We start from the raw sequence: 18,397 nt of genomic DNA, 5'->3' as shown, positions 1-18,397 counted from the left end.
GGAACAAAACCAGAAAAGGAGCAATAACTGCCCTTGCACTAGGTACCGTAACAATGACAGTTACCATGGCTTTGTGGAATATTGCGATTACCCCTTTCTATGACCGCCGCCTCGCAATCGTTTCCGACTGAAGAAGCTTTTCTATTATATCGTCGTTTCTATTGATTGTCAAGCTGTTTTTTGAAATTCTTTTATGTTGTGTTCAGAATTTCTTCTGTTTGTTTTGCTGCCCCGTTCGAGACAACTTCATTAGTATACGCTCTTTTTTCTTCTCTGTCAACGCTTTTTTAAATTTTTTTTCGTTTCTCTATCAATAAGTTTTTCTGTTTTCTTTCAGCAATCCAAAATGCAACCATTTAATGACCTTGTCCTCTTTCAACCTTAACAAACTTTCCCTATTTATTGGCAAATTGAAAACGGATCTGAAATTTTAAATTTCAGATCCGTTTATTGTATATCAGTATTTTGTTACTTGCTTTCTGCGACCTTGGTCTCTGGCAATTCCAAACCCAATACCTTACTAACAGATTTATAGACAACAAAGGTAATCACCGAATTTACACCTGCTTTAATCAGATTAAAGGGGATAATAATCGGAATGATCATCGGAAGAACAGCTTCTACCGGTATTCCCAAAAAGAAAGGGGTAATCGCAATATTCCACAAAGCCATGGTAACTGTCATTGTTACGGTACCTAGTGCAAGGGCAGTTATTGCTCCTTTTCTGGTTTTGTTCCTTTTGTAAACATTTCCGGCAACTACTACAAATGAACCGGTCGCGAATACATGCATTAAAATCCCAATAATACCACTGGCCGAACTAACTGTAACACCCTGTAAAACACTTACGACAATTGTTAGAATCAAGCCACCTAATGGCCCAAACATAAAGGTACCAATTAGAAGAGGAATATCCGCCGGGTCATACTCCAGGAATGGAGCCGCCGGAAATATTGGAAATCGAATTAAATAAACCAATAGTATTGACATTGCCGCCAATACCGCCATCTGTGTCAGTTGTTTTGTCTTGATTTTCATAAAAATCCTCCTTCAATTGTCTGTTCAGTAAACTAAAAAGCCCTTGAAAATTTCTTTTCAAGGGCTGCGCGTGCAAAACTGTACGCCATTTCTTTCATCCGGACTATACCGTCGGTTCTGGATTCCAACCAGATCGGCCTTTCGGCTCGTGGACTTATCGCTTTCGCGCATCACCACCGGTGAGGACTTACACCTCGCCCTGAAACAGACTATTTATTTATTTTATTATATACCCAATCAAATTTATTTGTCAATGATAATTTTTAGCCTTCACTAACTAAACATCTTTTTCTTGAATAACACAAAGGCTGCCACCCCCGTGCAGGCAAGCGAGATCAGAATAATCGTCCAAAAATTAGGTATCGGTATACCTTCAACATTCATCCCGTAGAAACTGGCAATCATCGTTGGTATCGCCATCAGAATGGTTAGTGATGTCAGTATCTTCATCACGATATTTAAATTGTTGGAGATGATCGATGCAAATGCGTCCATCGTTCCACTAAGAATATTGGCATAAATATTTGACATCTCAATGGCCTGTTGTACCTCAATGAGAACATCTTCCAATAATTCTTTATCTTCTTCATAGAGTTTAATAATACGTCCCCGCTCCAGTTTTTCTAAAACACCCTGATTAGCCTTAAGCGATGTTGAAAAGAACACCAGGCTCTTTTCCAGGTCAAGCAACTGGATTAATTCTTTGTTTTTCATGGAAATATGGAGCTGTCGCTCAATATCCGTGCTCATGCGATTGATATGTCGCAGATAAATTAAAAATCGACTGGCAACCCGATATAAAATCTGAAAGATAAAACGAGTTTTTAGATTTGTATAGACATTTTTGACCCGTCCTTTTGCAAAATCATCAATGATGGTATTTTCTCTCAAACATACCGTTATAATATTATCTTCGGTTTGGATAATCCCAACCGGGATGGTTGTATAAAGAACCATCTTCGTATCTTTTTCGATGACCGGAACATCAATAGTAATGAGCGCCTGGTTATTATCTTCCAGTTCTACCCGGGAAACCTCTTCTTCATCGAGAGCCGCTCTAAGAAAATCAGCTTCCACCTCTAACTCTCTGGTAATAAACTGCAATTCTTCCTCAGTTGGATTAACCATATTGATCCAACTATTCTTTTCAATGGACTCAATTTCGTGCATCTTGCCATCTATTGTTTTATAGATTTTGATCATTGCTTTCCTCCTTTATTAAGAGCAGCCCATGATCTCTAAGATATTCTGGGCGCTCAGTTTTTGTTCGTTTTGTTCAATACGCTTCTCACCAGGGTCTGCGTCCATCCTATCTCACTCCTTTTCTTTAATTTAATGCCAAAGAAAACCATTTGCAGCTTCGCTTCTGGTTCTTCTCAGGCCAATCTAATAAAAAAATCTCCTCTGTCATAGAGGAGATTTTTGCACAGCAAAAATAATGATTCCTCCATTCGTTGAGTTTTGGCACTATACAGCCTAGGGCATCGCCCAACTGCATTAAGTAAAACCTTAATTCGATAGTACCTGTTGACCCATTGGCATCTTTCGATGTTTCCGGGCAGCAGCCATATCTGTATAGGAGCCTCACCTAACAAAAGAAACATTTTATTTCTTATCGTTCGTCTTAACTATATCGTTTTATTTCCCCGTTGTCAATGCTTTTTAAGTTAACCGAACACGAATTGAACCAATCAATTTTTGTCTTAAAACAGCACTTTTATCACTCTTCCATTTCATCTTTTTCCGGCGCTATTGTTTCTTCGTTTACCAGTTTTTCTTTCTCTCTGCGTTTTTTGCGGTAAATGACAACAGCAAGGATTCCGCTGACAACAATAATGGCGCCAAAAATCGCTGCTACACCAGCAATCACCCAGGGATTGTTTACCGGTGGCCTAACAATATTAATCCGTACTGTGGCCGCAGCACTTTTATAGACGTTATTGCCCTTATACTTTACAAGCACTTCCTGTTCGCCAACTTCCCTGTCATATTCCAGCTCAATATCATTTCTGTCATACTCGACTTTGTTGTTATTTTCATCGACGAGATCCAGATCCAGCCCCTCATAAATGGAATCATCCAAATTGTTTGAGTCATCATCATACTCGACTTCTTCCGGATAATCATTGATAATCAGGGAACAGTCATCTTTTTCGTAAATCGTTACGGTTTGGGTTGCCATGCTGCCATTGAACTTCTCGTTCCCGAGATACTTAACTGTAACGAGTTGATCTCCCACTACCCGATTATAACTAAGCTCAATATCAGTTGTGGTAAAGGTAACGGGATTGTTCTTGCTGTCGGTCACTTTAATTTCAAGCACCGCATAAACCGCTGCATCTAGTTTTCCTGGTTCAGACTGATAATCTACCGGCACTGGAGACTTTGAAAGGATGACACTCGTATTCTCCTTTGTCGGTGCCGGTGGATCAACCTTACCTTGTATTTGAACAAATGCGGTTCCCATGCTTGGTAAAAATTGATCATTCCCCTTGTATTTGACTGTTACATCCTGGTTACCCGGTTCCCGATTATAACTCAATTCAATGTCGGCTGCTGTAAAGCTGATCTGCTTGTTACTTCCATCAACTACTACAATCTCCAGCGCTTGATATATCGCTAAATCTAACTTAGCCGAATCTCCGGTATAGTTTACCACCGGTGGGTTTGCACTCAAGATCACCCGGGTTTCGGTCCTAGGTATTTCTGTTATCGTGATCCCGCCAAGTGCTGAACTGCTTTCATAGCGATCATTTCCTTTATATCTGACATCAACTCTTTGGGTGCCAACCTGTCGGTTATAGTTGAGACTGATCTCATCTTGAGAAAACTCAATCTTGTTTGAATCTGCATCTAAAACTACAATACTCAATGCCTGGAATACCGCCTGATCCATCGCTTGAGGGGATGGATTTACAATCACCGAAGGAGGTGCACTGGCTATCGATATGGTGGTCGCCGTTTTTTCCCCAACTGTTGCCCAAATACCCATGGGTAGCATTATCAAGACCAACAATACCATCCAGCCAGTTCTCAACGTAGCCTTGCAAAATCCTTCGATCTTCATTTTCCCCCTCCTTGTTAGATACATTTAACCCAATTATTTATTCTACGTGCTTCTTTTTACGATAGATTACTACCCCAATAATACCCAAAACAACAACAATAGCAGCAATAATTCCGACCACCCCGGCACTCACCCAAGAATTGGCGGGATTTGGTTCAACAATATTTACCCTTACAGTTGCCACTGCATTTTTAAAATAGTTGTTTCCTTTGTATTTGACGATGACTTCCTGCTCACCGACTTCGTTTTTATAGCTAAGTTCAATATCATCTCGGTTAAACTTAATCTGATTATTATCCTGATCGACTACTGCGATCGCAAGATCTTGATACACGGCCTCGTCCATTTTTTTTGTATCGCTATCATATTCAACACTTGGCGGATTGGCAGCAATTACTAATGCACTGTCTTTTTTCTCAGCAATGATCACAGTTTCTGTCGCTTTGCTGCTGTTGTATTTATCGGTTCCCTTGTATTTAACTGTCACCGGTTGATCGCCTGCAAGGCGATTGTAGCTTAATTCAATATCGGTTGTTGTAAAATTAACGGGATTATTTTTGCTGTCAACCACCTGAATTCCAAGCACTTGATAAATGGCTGCATCGAGTTTTCCTGAATCACTGCTATAGTCTACTGTGATTGGTGGTTTTGCCAGATTGATGGTTGTATTTTCTTTCGCTGGTGCCGGAGGATCGACCTGGCCGGTGATTTCTATATCGACGGTTGCCCTGCTTGGAGAAAACTGATCATTTCCTTTGTATTTTACGGTAACGTCCTGTTTTCCAGTGGCACGATTATAACTCATATCGATATCCGCTGCTGTAAAATTGATTTTATTGTTACCGGCATCCACGACCACAATACTCAATGCCTGATATACCGCCAAATCAAGTTTTGCGGAATCTCCGGTATAGGCTACGGCTGGTGGCTTAGCCGCTAACGACACCTTGGTATCCTGCTTTCCTGTAATCTGAACCGAGGCGTTTACCTGGCTTGGATTGTATTGGGAATTCCCCTTATAAGCGACAACAACATTTTGAGTTCCGACCGCATGATTATAGGTCAGAGTAATGTCATTTGGGGAAAAATCAACCTTATTGGAATTACCATCGACCACTTGAATAACCAGATCATCGTAAACCGCCTTATCCAATGTCGCCACATCTGCGGAATATCCCACTGCCGGGGGATTGACTTTTAATACCAGGCGGGTGTCTTTCTTAGGAACCTCATTGATCATAATATTCCCGGTTGCGGTACTGCTTTCGTACTCACTGTCACCAATATAGGTGACGTTGATCTTTTGTAATCCAACCAGCCGGTTGTAGTCAAGAACAATATCGTCCGCAGTAAAATCAATTTTATTAAAATCACCATCTACCACGACGATGTTCATGGCATCATACACGGCCTTATCCATTTCGTCAGCTGAGGCATTAAAGATCACCGAGGATGGTGAACTGGCAATCGATACCATCGTTACCTTTTGACCGTCTGTTTCTGCCCAAATCCCCATCGGCAACATCATCAAAATCAATGCTGCAATTGCTCCAATTTTCCACATCCGTCCACTTAAATTTCCATTACTCATTTTCTTTTCCTTTCCATCTGGCTTGAATTTTTTCGTTGTAATCGCTACCCTACACACCATATATTCTACCATATAACCGCCACAAACGTTTCTTTTTTTTATTCAAACTACTTCTAAAATCGTTTGGATCTCATTCGCGGCACTAAAAAAGATCTGTCTATAGACAGATCTTTTTCTTCAACTCTTATTTTAACTAATCCATTTTTGTTAAACGATTCTTGCCAAAAAAGATGGCTCCGGCAATCAGTAATAACAATAGCAGAGCAATACTCATGTAGGGTACCGGCGATTCTGTTTCCTTCTCGGTTGCTCCATTTCCGCCATGGCTGTAGTCATTTCCGCCATAGATCGCCACTACTGCTGCTTTTTTTAATATTTCAAATTTATTGGCTCCGTCAGCCAAGTTAAGGCGATAATTTGAATTATTCAAACTCCCTAAATAAATGTCATAGGTCCCAACAACTTCGCCGGCTTCACGTTCTAAGGATCCAAACATCACGTCATCAGCGTAAAGACCCTTATTAAAACTATCCCCCGAATCGTCCTGCCAGACAGAATAGGTTAGTGCTGGATCTGCTTGACCTTGAATTTTTGAAACATAGGCCGGGATAACCGTTACTGTAGCCGGGGTAATATTATACTTTTTCCTGGAAATAATCGTTTGGTTGTTAATGCTATAATTTTCGGCATTTGCCCCATCGACTCCAGACAGATAGAAGCCACCTGATGCCCAAACATAGTAATTCCCGACATCTTTTTGCCGAATATTGACTGCCCCGTAGTAAGGATAAAAATCTGCAGTTGCTAAAGTGGCTAATTTTTCACCCTTAATCAAATCTGTTTTGTTAACAGATAATTGGTAATCATGGAGGTTTGGGGTACCGTCATAAACCTTATCCTGACCGACAAGGAGGACTTCGACCGGCTTTGGCAAAATATCCGCTGCTAGTGAAATGTCGATGCTTGTTAACGGTTTGGTCTCATTCTTTTCATCGATTTTTTCATCGACGATGCGATAGTTTTTTCCTTTGTCGCCCGAAATCGTTATTTCTTTCAGAATGACGACATTTGGATTTGCCGGCTTCACATCCTTAAACAAAAAACTGGCGAATTTATAGTCAAAGCTAACCTTATTTATATCTGCATCAAGAACGCCCCGGTTCCCTAATCCCTTTAAGGCATTTTCTGGCACCGTTGTATTGCCATCATAAATTTTAGTAATGGGCTTTTCCGCAAGGAATTCTGATGTTTTAAGTTCAATCGGTTTTATTTGAATTTCTTTTTTATCTTCAATGCTCTGATAGGCTTCGTCACCCTCGTAAGCTGCAAAAACCTGATAGGTTCCTGCCTCTGAAGGCGGAATCGTTGATAATGGGAAGGTTTCTCCATTTGTCTGGATCCCTTTATAGGTTATTTTAATCCGTTCTGAAATAAGATCCGGTCCCTCGGCAACTGGATTTACCATCGCCAAAGCTTGCGGTTCTCCATTATAAAAAGTGTCCAGAGAGAAGGCAATAACCGGGACTAGTGCACCTTGATCCGTTTGGTTTTCTGCCAAAATGCCGATTGGAAAGCATACTAGATTTAAAATGATCATTAAGACTAAGCACAAAAACAGCCTGATACTTTTGGTCTTTTTCATTGGTTACTTCCTTATTAATATGAATTGTCACTATATTTTGTACATTCTTGTTCAATTATACCGATTTATACCACCGTGCACAATGAAACCAGACCATTGTTCGTTTATAATTTACTTTGTTATTGTTTGTTTACAATCATTACATAAAAAAGACATCCCGAACCTGCCCCTAAAGGTGGATTTGGTATGTCTTTTTTTATGATTGTCAGGTTCAGCAAAATTTGCATTTCCTGCTTTTCAGCCGTTTCAATATTTCAACTGATTATTTTATCGTGTTATTCTGCCAGCGGAAGGATGATAGCAGCTTTAAAGAGATCCCCATCAATTTCCAGTTTCAGCTCGCCCTGTTGAATCGTCATCAAGTCCTTGGCAATGGCCAGACCTAAACCGCTGCCTTCACTGTTTCTGGTTTCATCACCGCGTTTAAATCGTTCCATCAGTTCTTCTGGTGAAATATTCAGAGGTTGGGCCGAGACATTTTTGAAAACAATCATTCCCGTTTTTTCTTCGTCACATTTTGAAAACTCAATATACACCCGCGATTCTTTTTGGGCATATTTTAGAATATTAAAAAGCAGATTTTCGATCACCCGCCAGATCAGACGGCCATCTGCGGTTACGACAAAAAGATCCTTAGGGTATTGGGTGATAAACTCAAGCTGAGAATTTCGCAGCTCTCCTTCCATCTCGCCCAAGCCCTGAGTCATCAGCATTTCCATATCAACGGCCTGAAACTCCACTTCAATGTTTCCTGATGAAGCTTTAGCTGCTTCAAACAAATCATCGGTCAACACTTTTAAGCGGTGAGCCTTGTTTTCTAAGACATCTAAATATTTCAGCTTTTCCTCGGGATTTAAGTTTCCATTTTTTAACAGATCGATGGATGTGATAATCGAGGTCAGCGGGGTTCTAATATCGTGGGATACATTGGTCAGCAGCTCCGTTTTTAACCGCTGGCTTTTTACTTCTTCGGATACCGCTGATGCGATACCATCACCAATGGCTTTAATGCCCTCCGCCAGCTCTCCCAAAGCGCCATCAAAACCGGTTAGTTTGTAGTCAACCTCGCCATTTTTAATGCGATCCAATCCTTCCAGAATGCCATCATACGTCTTCGCTTTCTTACCACCTAAATAGAGCAGATAAAGAATACAGATAAAAGAGCAGATGCCGAGAATCGGTACCTGTACAGATAGCGCCAGTACAACTAGTAGAATTGCCCAGAACATAAATCGTTTCACAGTCGGTGATCCCTTCATGACATCATTATAATAGCGCTTAATTTTTTCGAATTGGGTTTTCGTGAATTTCCATGTTTGTTTGATCAGTTTAAGAAATAATAACCGCTCCCAGAAACTGCCATCTTTTAAAATTCGCACCAGCGACAGTAAAAAGTTTAGTCCTAAAGCCGAACCTACGGCAATGAGCATCAGCATAACCGCTCTCGGGAAATTCTGGTCATAAAAAAATGCAATCGCTGCAATGATCAGTGTTTCCACACCTAGCAGCAATAAAAAGTGGGCATCAATCCAGAATGCATCGATTGGTAAAAGGTGAATCCCTAGCAGATCTTTTTTACGCCCAGCCGAAATACATGCAAGCAGCGCAAAAATGGCAGCCAGAATAAAAAATACCATGAAAATGCTCATCAGCCAAAGAAATTTCAGCCGCTCTGCCTGGTAGATGACTTCCCGTTGGGCGATATAGGCATCATCAAACCCAATGATTACCATAAAATCGGGCTCTGCAGCATAAGCCAATGGTTCATTTTGGTTAAGATTAGACAAGCTAGACGATATCGCCCCCTTGTTATAGGTGAAGCTCACCCGTCGATTAAGCAGATCATCCTGAACGACATCCTTGGGCTGACTGTTTTTTACGCCCTTACTGTCAATGATATAGGCTAACCCCTGGGTTAGCTCAAGCTCTTTTTTTAATCGTTCATACTGAAAGAGCCCTTCATTTATCAGCTCTTTTTTTTGCAGCTCAAGCTCATCACCATAGGCTTCCCAGAAGCTGACATCGTTGAGCATCTCCTGTTCGGTAGTCAGCCCCATATCCTCTGGGTAATAAATGTCCCGATCTGCCAATATATCCCATTTATAGGTCTCAATGGCTTTTGAATCAATGGCATTTCCAGCACGAATGTTTTCTTCACTTTGATAGAAATTATAAACCCGATCGATCCGGTCGTAGGCGGTCAGAACCTTATTCTCCAGCTCAGCACTCTCCAGATAATTGTTGGTATTTGCCATATAATCCCAATTGAACCAATAAGCTTCAAACAAAGACCCCAAACTGATCGTAATAAAGACCACCGCTAAAAACGAACAAACGATTTTAAATTTTTGATCAGTCCCGATAGTTTTCAATTTTGTAGCCAATGCCCCACACCACCTTTAAATATTTTGGTTCTTTGGGATTAATTTCAATTTTTTCGCGAATCCGGCGAATATGGACCGCCACGGTGTTATCTGAATTATAAGCCGGCTCTTCCCAGACATTCTCATAAATCTGGTCAATCGAAAACACCTTGCCTTTCTCCGCCATTAAAAAAAGCATGATCTTGTACTCTACCGGCGTCAGTTTCACCTCTTCGCCATCGACCGTCAAGCGCTTATAGTCATCTTCCAGCACCAGGCCGCCGGTACAGTAGGTACCCACTTTTTCTGGACACCCTCCCAGGGTGTTATAGCGCCGTAGTTGCGATTTAACCCGGGCGATCACCTCCATCGGATTAAAGGGTTTACTAATATAATCATCGCCACCCATGGTCAAACCCATGATTTTGTCATTATCTTCGGTTTTGGCCGATAAAAAGATGATCGGGATGTTTTTTGTCTCTCGTATTTTCATGGTTGCCCGAAGGCCATCCATTTCTGGCATCATCACATCCATAATAATCAATTGAACCTCTTCTTTTTCCACCAGGGCGATGGCTTCTTTTCCGGTATAAGCTTTTAAAATCGTATAACCTTCGTTTTTTAAATAAAGTTCCAGCGCTTCAACGATTTCTTTTTCATCATCGCATATTAAAATACTCATTCTCTTTGTTTCCGCCTTTCTGTTTCATCCTGATTTAACTTTAACACAAACTTCTGTCAAAACAACTCCGAATTTCCTTACGAAATTCTTACAAACAGTTCCGCACCTGTTGTCGTAATCTAAATCGCAAAAAAGGCAGCATCGCTTGGATTGCTGCCCTTAAAAAATGCTTTAGATTAAAAATTTAATCCCTTCCGGTTTGTTTTTATTTGAGAATTCAAAGCCTTGCTGAATGGTGTTTTCGATCATTTCGCCGTCGAGGTTCATCAGTCTGAACAAATTCCTAATAAAGAAATAGATCATTGCCCGGCTGGTAAACTTGATGTTCTTTTCATAGAAATCGATAAAAAGTTCTTTTCGAGCACCATATTCTGAGCGAGCGATGACTTCGAGATCCGCCTCAATGTAGTTTTTATTGAGAAAATCCAGGCAGGATCGATTGAGGGTATTGGTAATGTTGGTTCGTCCGTGGGGATTTACATTTTTTACCAGCACCTCATAATAAAGAGTCTTGTTACGCTCATCATTTAATATCGCTTCATAATAGAGCACCAGGGAATAACAATACTTGGTATAGAGATTAAGGTTCTCCGATACCGATGAAACATAATCATACAATGCCAAAAAGAAAACATTGTAAATATCGGTGATCATATCGTCTTTCTTTTTATAATAATAGGTAATGGTTCCCAGTTTCACATCGGCGTGATCCGCAATGTCCTGAATGCCGGTTTTGTTATAGCCATTCTCATAAAATAACACCTTTGCAGTCGTTATGATATTGCTCTTGGTTTGGGTTCCTTTTCTTGACTTCGCCATGGTTTGCCTTTCCTGTATCAATCATTTTATTAGTTACATTTAATTGATACCTTTGATCTTACGAAAAGTTTTACGGAATGTCAATAGCAAAATTACGAATATTTCTAATTTACCCTAAAAAGCAAAATTATTTCAGCAATAAGGTTTCGCGGTCTAATAGATTTATCTGAGCAACCTTTTCCAGGGTTTCAATGGCTTTCTGCTGAACCTCATCTTCAACCCGAATGATAATGATGGCATTGTCGGTTTTTTTAGGCAGGAAGGAATAGGCATAGATGATGTTGATTTTCGCTTGGGTCAAGGCATCCACCAGCCTACTTAGTCCACCGGGATCATCAGCAACTTCAGCAGCTAAAACCGGTGTTACTGTGGTGATGATATCATTCTTCTTAAGAACCTCGATGCCTTTTTCGGTTTCCTGCAATATCAAACGCACAATTCCAAAGTCAGTAGCATCGGCAATATTCAGTGACCGAATGTTGATCTTATTTTCGGCCAGAATTTTTAGCACATTATTTAGTCGGCCTTCTTGGTTTTCGATAAAAATGGAAACTTGTCGTATCATTTTTTCTTCTCCTAAATCTTTCTTAAATCCACAACCCGTTGGCTTTTTCCTTCACTTCGGGGAAGGCTTTTGGGTTCTACCAGGGAGACCTTGGCACTGACTCCGATAATTGACTGGATCCGATCTCTGATCCGTTTTTCGAGATTCTCAAGATTGCTGATCCGATCCGAGAATAAGGCTTCGCTGAGCTCGACCTTAATTTCTAAGGTATCCAAAGAGCCGTCTCTTCTGACGACCAGTTGATAATGGGGTTCCACTTCGCCGATTTCTAACAGGACGCTTTCAATCTGAGTTGGAAAGACATTAACGCCACGGATAATCAGCATATCATCGGAGCGCCCCTGGAGTCGGCTGATTCGTAAGTGGGTTCGGCCACAGGCACAGGGTTCCGGTTTGATGGTGGTAATATCCCGGGTTCGGTAACGCAGAATCGGAATCCCCTCTTTGGTAATGGTGGTAATCACCAGTTCGCCCTGTTCACCGTAAGGCAGCACCTCTAATGTAACGGGATCAATAATTTCCGGAATAAAGTGATCTTCCCAAACATGCAGGCCATCCTGGGCTTCACATTCGATGGCAACTCCCGGCCCCATGATTTCTGATAAGCCATAGATATCAAAGGCTTTGATTTTTAGTTTTTTCTCAATTTCTTTACGGATATTTTCTGACCAGGGTTCGGCTCCAAAAATACCAGCCCGAATCTTAAGGCTTGCCGGATCAATTCCCGACTCCGCCAACACCTCTGCTAAATAGATAGCATAAGACGGGGTACATGTCAATATGGTTGAGCCAAAATCTTGCATAATCATGATCTGTTTCGCGGTATTTCCGCCGGAGATCGGAATGATTGAGGCACCAAGTCTTTCGGCCCCGTAATGGACTCCCAAACCACCGGTAAACAGCCCATAACCATAGGCATTCTGGATCACCGAATGAGGTCCTGCTCCAGCGGCGACCAATGAACGCGCCATCAATTCAGACCACATCGAAATATCATTGCGGGTATATCCCACCACCGTTGGCTTACCGGTGGTGCCGGATGATGCATGGATTCTAACAATCTGTTCCATCGGCACCGTAAAAAGACCATAGGGGTAATTATCCCGTAAGTCTACCTTCGTGGTAAAAGGCAGCTTTTTTAGATCATCCAGGGATTTGACATCCTCCGGCATTAACCCAATTTCCTGAAACTTATTCCGATAGAAAGGAACATCATGGTAGATTCGATTGACCATTCGCTTTAATCTTTCCAATTGCAGTTCCTGTAAATTTTCTCTTGGCATGCATTCGTAGCTCTTATTCCAGTACATTTTTTCCTCCAAATTTTCTTCTTCATTTTATCGTCTTGCAAGTAAATCTCTTGCAAATAAAAAGACCCGTCCTTATTGAAAAGGACGAGTCTGACTCGCGGTACCACCTAATTTGATTAGTTACTAATCCACCTTTTTAGAACATAAATACTCTGTTCTAGCTTTTTCTAACGGTGAGAGACACCGGATTTGCCTAATGCTTAAATGAATAACGGTACTATTCACGCCGGTTCAGCTAATCAACTCCTGAGGGAACTTCACTTACGTTATTGCCATTGGCTTCCAGCCTTACCAACTCTCTGAAGACTCCAACGAAAACTACTTTCCTCATTCATAGTTTTTAAATATTTTAATTATTATATTACTAACCGTAAAATAATGTCAAGTTTTTTAAACAACACCCAGGCCAACATCGCCATAGGTTGCCATTTCGCGATTCATGTACAGGGCTGCTTCGACAATATTAAAGGCAATCGCCGCACCGCTGCCTTCACCCAGGCGCATACCCATGTTAAGAAATGGTTTGGCCCCGATAAATTCCGACGCGAAGGCAGCCCCCTTTTCAGCCGAAGCATGGGAACAGATTAAATAGCCTTTTACCTTGGGATCAATCCCGATGGCAATGGCGGCCGCGGCGGTAGAAATAAAGCCATCAATTAAAACCGGAATATGGTTGGCGGCTCCGGCCAGCATTGCTCCCGCCATGGCGCCGATTTCGAATCCGCCGACCTTTGCCAGCACATCGATGGCATCGCTTTTATCAGGTTGATTGAGGGCAATGGCATCGCGAATCACCTGGGCTTTGACAACCTGCTTATCTTCCGACAGATTGGCTCCGGCACCTGTTAGTTCCCCCGGATCAATACCACTAAGGGCGGCGATGATGGCAGCGCTGGCGGTGGTGTTGGAGATTCCCACTTCACCGGTTCCGAGAATATTGTAGCCATTATCGATCGAACGTTGCGCCACATCGATTCCTGCTTCCAGCGATTGTATGGCTTCTTCTCGGGACATCGCCGGACCTTTTCGCATATTCGATGTTGATTTTCTGATTTTTTTGTCGAGAATTTTTGATTTTGCTTCCAGATCCGATTTCATACCAACATCACAAACAAAGATATCGGCTCCTGCCTGCATGCTTAAGGCAGCAACCCCGCTTTTGCCAGCTACGATCATCTGCGCCATCAGATCGGTAACTTCCTGGGGCGCGGCGGCAACGCCTTCTTCAAAGACGCCATGGTCGGCGGCAAAAACTAGCATCGCTTTTTTGCTGACGTCCGGATACATTTCACCGGTAATGCCAGCCAACTGCACCGCTATCTCTTCTAGTGTACCCAGACTGCCCACCGGCTTAAGTAAAAAGTCGACTCGCTCCTTAGCGGTTTTCATCATTTCCTCATTAAGTGGTTTAATTTTTTTTAGTGTTTCATTTAATAAACTCATTCCATACTCCTGTCAACTTAACTGTTTTTTCTCATTATAACATATCTGAGCACTTTGAAAATTCAAATTTTAAAGTTTTACAGCGGCAGCCTTACTTCAAACCACACACCCTTATCGCGGTTATCCACAGCCACCTTGCCGCCATGGCAGATAATGATGCCTTTGACGATTGCCAGACCCAAGCCAGTGCCTTTTTTATCCGACTGAGCCTTATAAAAGTATTCCCAGATCTGATTGATCTCATTTTTCGGAATCGACTTACCCACATTATAAACAGAAACAATCCACTCTTTTTCTTGAATTTCACAGCCAACTCGAATCATTCCATCGGCGGGACTGACATGTTTAATCGCATTGTTTAAAAGATTATAAAGAACCTGCTCCATTCGCTTGCGATCGATGATCATTTTTATTTCTGGTTCACAGTGATTATCAAAAACAATATTTTTTTCCGGATAGGTATTGACAAACCGCTCAACCACTGAAGCAATGACCGCACCTCCGTAAACGCTTTCTTTTTTGAGCTGATAGGCACCCGATTCGATTTGCGCCAGATCCAGCAGATCACTGGCGATTGCGCTGATTTTGTCGGCTTCTTTCTGAATCGTCACAAAGTATTCCCGTTCTTCCTCACCATTCTCCAAGATCCCGTCTTCCAAGGCTTCGGCATAACTTTTAATTACTGCCAAGGGAGTTTGGATTTCATGTGATACCTGAGCGGTAAAACGCTGCCGCATCTTTTCAAAGGTACGCTCCTTTGTCAACTCTTCCTGGAGTTTTAGAATCGCCCCTTCTAACTCATCTGAAATATGATTGAGGGTTTCACCCAGTTGACCGATCTCATCCTTTCTAGTTCCCTGATATTTTTTCGTGAAGTTGAGATTACCCATTTCCCGGGAAATGTGATTTAATGAAGCAATCGGCTTTGAAATCCCGCGTGAAAAAAAGTAGGCAAAGAGCAGTGAACAAGTAAAAATGATCATTAAGAAAACCAACAGAAAATTCTCTACAATGTCAATGACCTCATGAACCGAATAAAGGGGAATGCGTCCAATAATTTGAGACTCATCAGCAGCCACCACCTTATGAGTCAACCACTCGACCAACTGATCATTGTTTCCCAGAACGATGACAAAACTCTCACCCTGCTGATGCTCTTTCACCTGACTTTCAAGGCTTCTCTGTTGACCAGCACCAAAACCCATGCCATGCTCGCCGCCACTTCCTGGACCGCTACCTGATCCTGCTCCATTACCAGATCCCGAACCGTTACTCAAGCTATTGCCGGTACCGGCGCCCGCGCCTGGCTGCTTTCCTGCTCCGCTATGTTCATTTTGCGCCGCTAAATATTTTTTTTCAATGGTAATTTTTGCCCAGTTATCCGCTTGATTCTTAGCATTTCTCGCAATTAGTTGACTCACCATTAGCTGATACGGCGTCACACTTTCCCAAGAAACTGGGTCTGCCCCGGATTGTTTCTGAATGATTTGAATGACAATCCCTTCTTCTTTGGCAAGATCAATAAACGCCTGAAGTTCTGCGGTTAAACCGCTCTGATTATAGATTGTCCCAGCCTGGTTCGTTTTCTCAATTAAAACTGCCGTCCTCTTTTGGGTATAATACACTTCAAAATAAGAACCGAGAACATAATAAGTCAATAAGCAAAGCATCAGGAAGAAGGCTCCCAAATATAGCATCAGTCTGGAAAAAATCGAAATTCTCATTCTTTAAACTTGTACCCCAGCCCTCTGACGGTTTGGATGCACTCTCCTTTTTCTTTCATTTTTTTACGCAACCGCTTGATGGTGGTGTCTACCACCCGAAGATCACCTTCGTAATCAAAACCCCAGATCCGATCGAGAATCTGTTCCCGGCTTAAGACCAGCTTGTGATGATTGATAAAATAAATCAGCACTTCAAATTCCTTTTGGGTCAGGTTAATAACTTCGTCATTGATGGTTATTTCCCGTTCTTCTGCATTTAAGTGCATCCCACAGACCTCAAGCTTGTTCTTCGTGGTGGCAACCCCGCTTCGTTTTAACAAGGCTTTGATGCGCACCATTAGCTCCCGGGGACTAAAGGGCTTAGTCACATAATCGTCGGCACCAACTTCAAAGCCCTGAATTTTATCAGCCTCTTCCCTTCGGGCAGTCAACATGATTATTGGCACATTGTCGGTTTCTCTGATTTCTTCTAACACCTCAAACCCATCGATCTTCGGCATGTTAACATCAAGAATGATGCAATCCGGTTTTTTTTTGGCCCATAAGTCAAGTGCCGCTTCGCCATCTGCTGCCCCGAAACCGTCATAACCTTCTTTCTTTAAATATTTTAAGACGATTTCTCGCAATTTCTCTTCATCTTCAGCCACCAGAATACGAATACCCTTCATAGACATACGCCTCCATTTTCTTCTTATTGATAAGAGTTTACCACATCATTATGACAAGATCGTGTCATAATTAACCGCGCTGCCAAGTCATATTCTTCTTTCTTATTTTATCACATGATTTTCGTAACTGTCTTCTGTTTTTCATTTTGACACACGAATGACATAAAGCCATCATATAATACAGACATCAACAAAATACAATAAAAAACGGAGGAGTTAACAATGAAAGCAAAATTGATTTTAGTAACGTCACTCGCATTGTTGTTGGTAACCGCAGGCACAACCTTTGCCGCTAACGGCAATGGACAAGGAAGCGGTGGTGAAAGACCATATGGCAATTGTCAGGGCACTGGTGATGCTGACGGTGATGGCCTTTGTGACCTCACTGGAAACCCTGTTGGCACTGGCGGATCTGGCTACGGCGCTGGTGGCGGAGCATTTGTCGATGAAGACGGCGATGGTGTTTGTGATGTCGGTGGTGGTACTCGTCCTCAAGACGGAACTGGCATGCGTCATGGCGGAAGAACCCGTTAATCATCCACACTTACTTTAAAAAGACCCAATAATCACAGACGATTATTGGGTCTTTTTAAATCTATACAACTCTATTTCGTGAAAATTTTCAGTTTAAAAAAGAAACGCCTCAATTTGAGACGTTTCCAAAAATTATGACTAAGACATCGGTACAACAGCACCCTGGTAGTTACTTTCGATAAAGCTGATTACTTTTTCGCTCTGCAATGCTTTCATCAGTGCTAATGTTTTTTCACTCGTTTCATCTCCAACTCGTACTGCCACAATGTTGGCATAGGTCTGAGCTGCTAACGAATCTTTTTCTTCTTTGGCAATGGCATCGGTGCCGGCATTTAATCCTGCTTCAATGGCATAGTTTCCGTTAATCACGGCTAAATCAACATCGGGTAGTGATCGTGCTAGCTGCGCCGCTTCCAGTTCTTTGAAAACGAGATTTTTAGGATTTTCGATGATGTCTTTTGGGGTTGCTTCTAAACCAGCTTTAGGATCAACCTTGATCAAGCCAATTGTTTCAAGCAATAATAAGGCTCTGGCTTCATTTGTTGTATCATTCGGAATGGCAATCGTTGATCCATCAACAATGGCATCCAAGGTTTTTACCTTACCTGGGTATAAGCCCAATGGTTCATAGTGAACCGCACCAGCACTCACCAGCTCGGTGTTGTTTTTCACATTGAAGTCTTCCAAGTATGGCAGATGCTGGAAAAAGTTGGCATCCAACTCTTTGTTTTCCAGGGTTAAATTTGGTTGCACATAATCGGTGAATTCTTTCACCTCAAGGGTGTAGCCCGCTTCCGTTAAAACTTCCTCCGCTACCGCCAAAATCTCTCCATGAGGGGTTGGACTGGCGCCAACAACAATGGTTTTATCATCTGTGCCTTTAGCTGCACAGCCTGTGAATAAGGCCAAACCGAGAACGCTGATTAATACTACTAAACCTAATTTTTTCAT

At 42.0% G+C, this 18,397-nt stretch carries 15 protein-coding genes, 2 riboswitches and 1 other annotated feature; of the genes, 1 reads left to right on the top strand and 14 read right to left on the bottom strand.

Annotated elements, in window-relative coordinates; all coding sequences use genetic code 11:
* Positions 1 to 468: 468 nt before the first annotated feature.
* The 13 genes from QZ998_RS05985 to QZ998_RS05925 form a co-directional block, all read right to left on the bottom strand.
* On the bottom strand, positions 469 to 1,038 hold the full coding sequence (locus QZ998_RS05985) for an ECF transporter S component (RefSeq protein WP_296558862.1): 570 nt from the start codon (positions 1,036 to 1,038) through the stop codon (positions 469 to 471).
* A gap of 82 nt (positions 1,039 to 1,120) precedes the next feature.
* A riboswitch (FMN riboswitch) is annotated at positions 1,121 to 1,249 on the bottom strand.
* A 62-nt stretch (positions 1,250 to 1,311) separates the two neighbouring features.
* Positions 1,312 to 2,241, bottom strand: coding sequence for a magnesium transporter CorA family protein (locus QZ998_RS05980; protein ID WP_296558860.1), 930 nt, complete (start codon positions 2,239 to 2,241; stop codon positions 1,312 to 1,314).
* A 236-nt stretch (positions 2,242 to 2,477) separates the two neighbouring features.
* Positions 2,478 to 2,641: riboswitch (M-box (ykoK) riboswitch) on the bottom strand.
* A 117-nt stretch (positions 2,642 to 2,758) separates the two neighbouring features.
* Positions 2,759 to 4,105 carry a hypothetical protein gene (locus QZ998_RS05975; protein WP_296558858.1) on the bottom strand — a complete coding sequence of 449 codons (1,347 nt, stop codon included), beginning with the start codon at positions 4,103 to 4,105 and terminating at the stop codon, positions 2,759 to 2,761.
* Between the two features lie 37 nt (positions 4,106 to 4,142).
* Positions 4,143 to 5,696 (bottom strand): hypothetical protein, encoded by a 1,554-nt coding sequence (locus tag QZ998_RS05970; RefSeq protein ID WP_296558857.1) that lies wholly within the window; start codon positions 5,694 to 5,696, stop codon positions 4,143 to 4,145.
* 193 nt (positions 5,697 to 5,889) lie between these two features.
* Positions 5,890 to 7,338 (bottom strand): YDG domain-containing protein, encoded by a 1,449-nt coding sequence (locus tag QZ998_RS05965; protein ID WP_296558855.1) that lies wholly within the window; start codon positions 7,336 to 7,338, stop codon positions 5,890 to 5,892.
* Between the two features lie 275 nt (positions 7,339 to 7,613).
* The gene (locus QZ998_RS05960) at positions 7,614 to 9,722 is read right to left on the bottom strand and encodes a histidine kinase dimerization/phospho-acceptor domain-containing protein (RefSeq protein WP_296558853.1); all 2,109 of its coding nucleotides are present in this window, start codon (positions 9,720 to 9,722) and stop codon (positions 7,614 to 7,616) included.
* Positions 9,691 to 10,383, bottom strand: coding sequence for a response regulator transcription factor (locus tag QZ998_RS05955; RefSeq protein WP_296558845.1), 693 nt, complete (start codon positions 10,381 to 10,383; stop codon positions 9,691 to 9,693). Before QZ998_RS05955 ends, QZ998_RS05960 begins: the two co-directional genes overlap by 32 nt.
* Before the next feature lie 171 nt (positions 10,384 to 10,554).
* A complete protein-coding gene (locus QZ998_RS05950; protein WP_296558844.1) occupies positions 10,555 to 11,202 on the bottom strand; it encodes a TetR/AcrR family transcriptional regulator in 648 nt (215 codons plus the stop codon).
* A gap of 127 nt (positions 11,203 to 11,329) precedes the next feature.
* Complete coding sequence (locus QZ998_RS05945; RefSeq protein WP_296558842.1) at positions 11,330 to 11,767, bottom strand: ACT domain-containing protein; 438 nt, start codon at positions 11,765 to 11,767, stop codon at positions 11,330 to 11,332.
* 11 nt (positions 11,768 to 11,778) lie between these two features.
* Positions 11,779 to 13,077, bottom strand: coding sequence for a phenylacetate--CoA ligase (locus QZ998_RS05940; RefSeq protein ID WP_296558841.1), 1,299 nt, complete (start codon positions 13,075 to 13,077; stop codon positions 11,779 to 11,781).
* Between the two features lie 77 nt (positions 13,078 to 13,154).
* Positions 13,155 to 13,421, bottom strand: a binding site (T-box leader).
* A 46-nt stretch (positions 13,422 to 13,467) separates the two neighbouring features.
* Positions 13,468 to 14,520 (bottom strand): nicotinate-nucleotide--dimethylbenzimidazole phosphoribosyltransferase, encoded by a 1,053-nt coding sequence (gene cobT / locus QZ998_RS05935; protein ID WP_296558840.1) that lies wholly within the window; start codon positions 14,518 to 14,520, stop codon positions 13,468 to 13,470.
* A 77-nt stretch (positions 14,521 to 14,597) separates the two neighbouring features.
* Entirely contained in the window at positions 14,598 to 16,217 is a 1,620-nt protein-coding gene (locus QZ998_RS05930; RefSeq protein WP_296558838.1) for a HAMP domain-containing sensor histidine kinase, read from the bottom strand.
* A 23-nt stretch (positions 16,218 to 16,240) separates the two neighbouring features.
* Positions 16,241 to 16,912, bottom strand: coding sequence for a response regulator transcription factor (locus tag QZ998_RS05925; RefSeq protein WP_296558836.1), 672 nt, complete (start codon positions 16,910 to 16,912; stop codon positions 16,241 to 16,243).
* A 222-nt stretch (positions 16,913 to 17,134) separates the two neighbouring features.
* Here QZ998_RS05925 and QZ998_RS05920 point away from each other — a divergent pair, with 222 nt between their 5' ends.
* Positions 17,135 to 17,446: a hypothetical protein gene (locus tag QZ998_RS05920; protein ID WP_296558834.1), complete on the top strand. Its 312-nt coding sequence runs from the start codon at positions 17,135 to 17,137 to the stop codon at positions 17,444 to 17,446.
* A 138-nt stretch (positions 17,447 to 17,584) separates the two neighbouring features.
* Here the strand turns inward: QZ998_RS05920 and QZ998_RS05915 are convergent, their stop codons facing one another.
* Positions 17,585 to 18,397: a MetQ/NlpA family ABC transporter substrate-binding protein gene (locus QZ998_RS05915; RefSeq protein WP_296558831.1), complete on the bottom strand. Its 813-nt coding sequence runs from the start codon at positions 18,395 to 18,397 to the stop codon at positions 17,585 to 17,587.

Source organism: uncultured Acetobacterium sp., assembly GCF_927416815.1.
GTDB lineage: Bacteria > Bacillota > Clostridia > Eubacteriales > Eubacteriaceae > Acetobacterium.
Note: the sequence above shows the minus strand (reverse complement) of the source record. Positions and strands in the feature narration are given on the sequence as shown.

What these genes read in the sequence shown, in the direction of transcription:
- QZ998_RS05985 (WP_296558862.1), bottom strand. Translation starts at nt 1,038, where the DNA reads ATGAAAATCAAGACAAAACAACTGACACAGATGGCGGTATTGGCGGCA.
- QZ998_RS05970 (WP_296558857.1), bottom strand. Translation starts at nt 5,696, where the DNA reads ATGAGTAATGGAAATTTAAGTGGACGGATGTGGAAAATTGGAGCAATT.
- QZ998_RS05925 (WP_296558836.1), bottom strand. Translation starts at nt 16,912, where the DNA reads ATGAAGGGTATTCGTATTCTGGTGGCTGAAGATGAAGAGAAATTGCGA.
- QZ998_RS05975 (WP_296558858.1), bottom strand. Translation starts at nt 4,105, where the DNA reads ATGAAGATCGAAGGATTTTGCAAGGCTACGTTGAGAACTGGCTGGATG.
- QZ998_RS05980 (WP_296558860.1), bottom strand. Translation starts at nt 2,241, where the DNA reads ATGATCAAAATCTATAAAACAATAGATGGCAAGATGCACGAAATTGAG.
- QZ998_RS05955 (WP_296558845.1), bottom strand. Translation starts at nt 10,383, where the DNA reads ATGAGTATTTTAATATGCGATGATGAAAAAGAAATCGTTGAAGCGCTG.
- cobT (WP_296558840.1), bottom strand. Translation starts at nt 14,520, where the DNA reads ATGAGTTTATTAAATGAAACACTAAAAAAAATTAAACCACTTAATGAG.
- QZ998_RS05945 (WP_296558842.1), bottom strand. Translation starts at nt 11,767, where the DNA reads ATGATACGACAAGTTTCCATTTTTATCGAAAACCAAGAAGGCCGACTA.
- QZ998_RS05965 (WP_296558855.1), bottom strand. Translation starts at nt 7,338, where the DNA reads ATGAAAAAGACCAAAAGTATCAGGCTGTTTTTGTGCTTAGTCTTAATG.
- QZ998_RS05950 (WP_296558844.1), bottom strand. Translation starts at nt 11,202, where the DNA reads ATGGCGAAGTCAAGAAAAGGAACCCAAACCAAGAGCAATATCATAACG.
- QZ998_RS05920 (WP_296558834.1), top strand. Translation starts at nt 17,135, where the DNA reads ATGAAAGCAAAATTGATTTTAGTAACGTCACTCGCATTGTTGTTGGTA.
- QZ998_RS05940 (WP_296558841.1), bottom strand. Translation starts at nt 13,077, where the DNA reads ATGTACTGGAATAAGAGCTACGAATGCATGCCAAGAGAAAATTTACAG.
- QZ998_RS05915 (WP_296558831.1), bottom strand. Translation starts at nt 18,397, where the DNA reads ATGAAAAAATTAGGTTTAGTAGTATTAATCAGCGTTCTCGGTTTGGCC.
- QZ998_RS05930 (WP_296558838.1), bottom strand. Translation starts at nt 16,217, where the DNA reads ATGCTATATTTGGGAGCCTTCTTCCTGATGCTTTGCTTATTGACTTAT.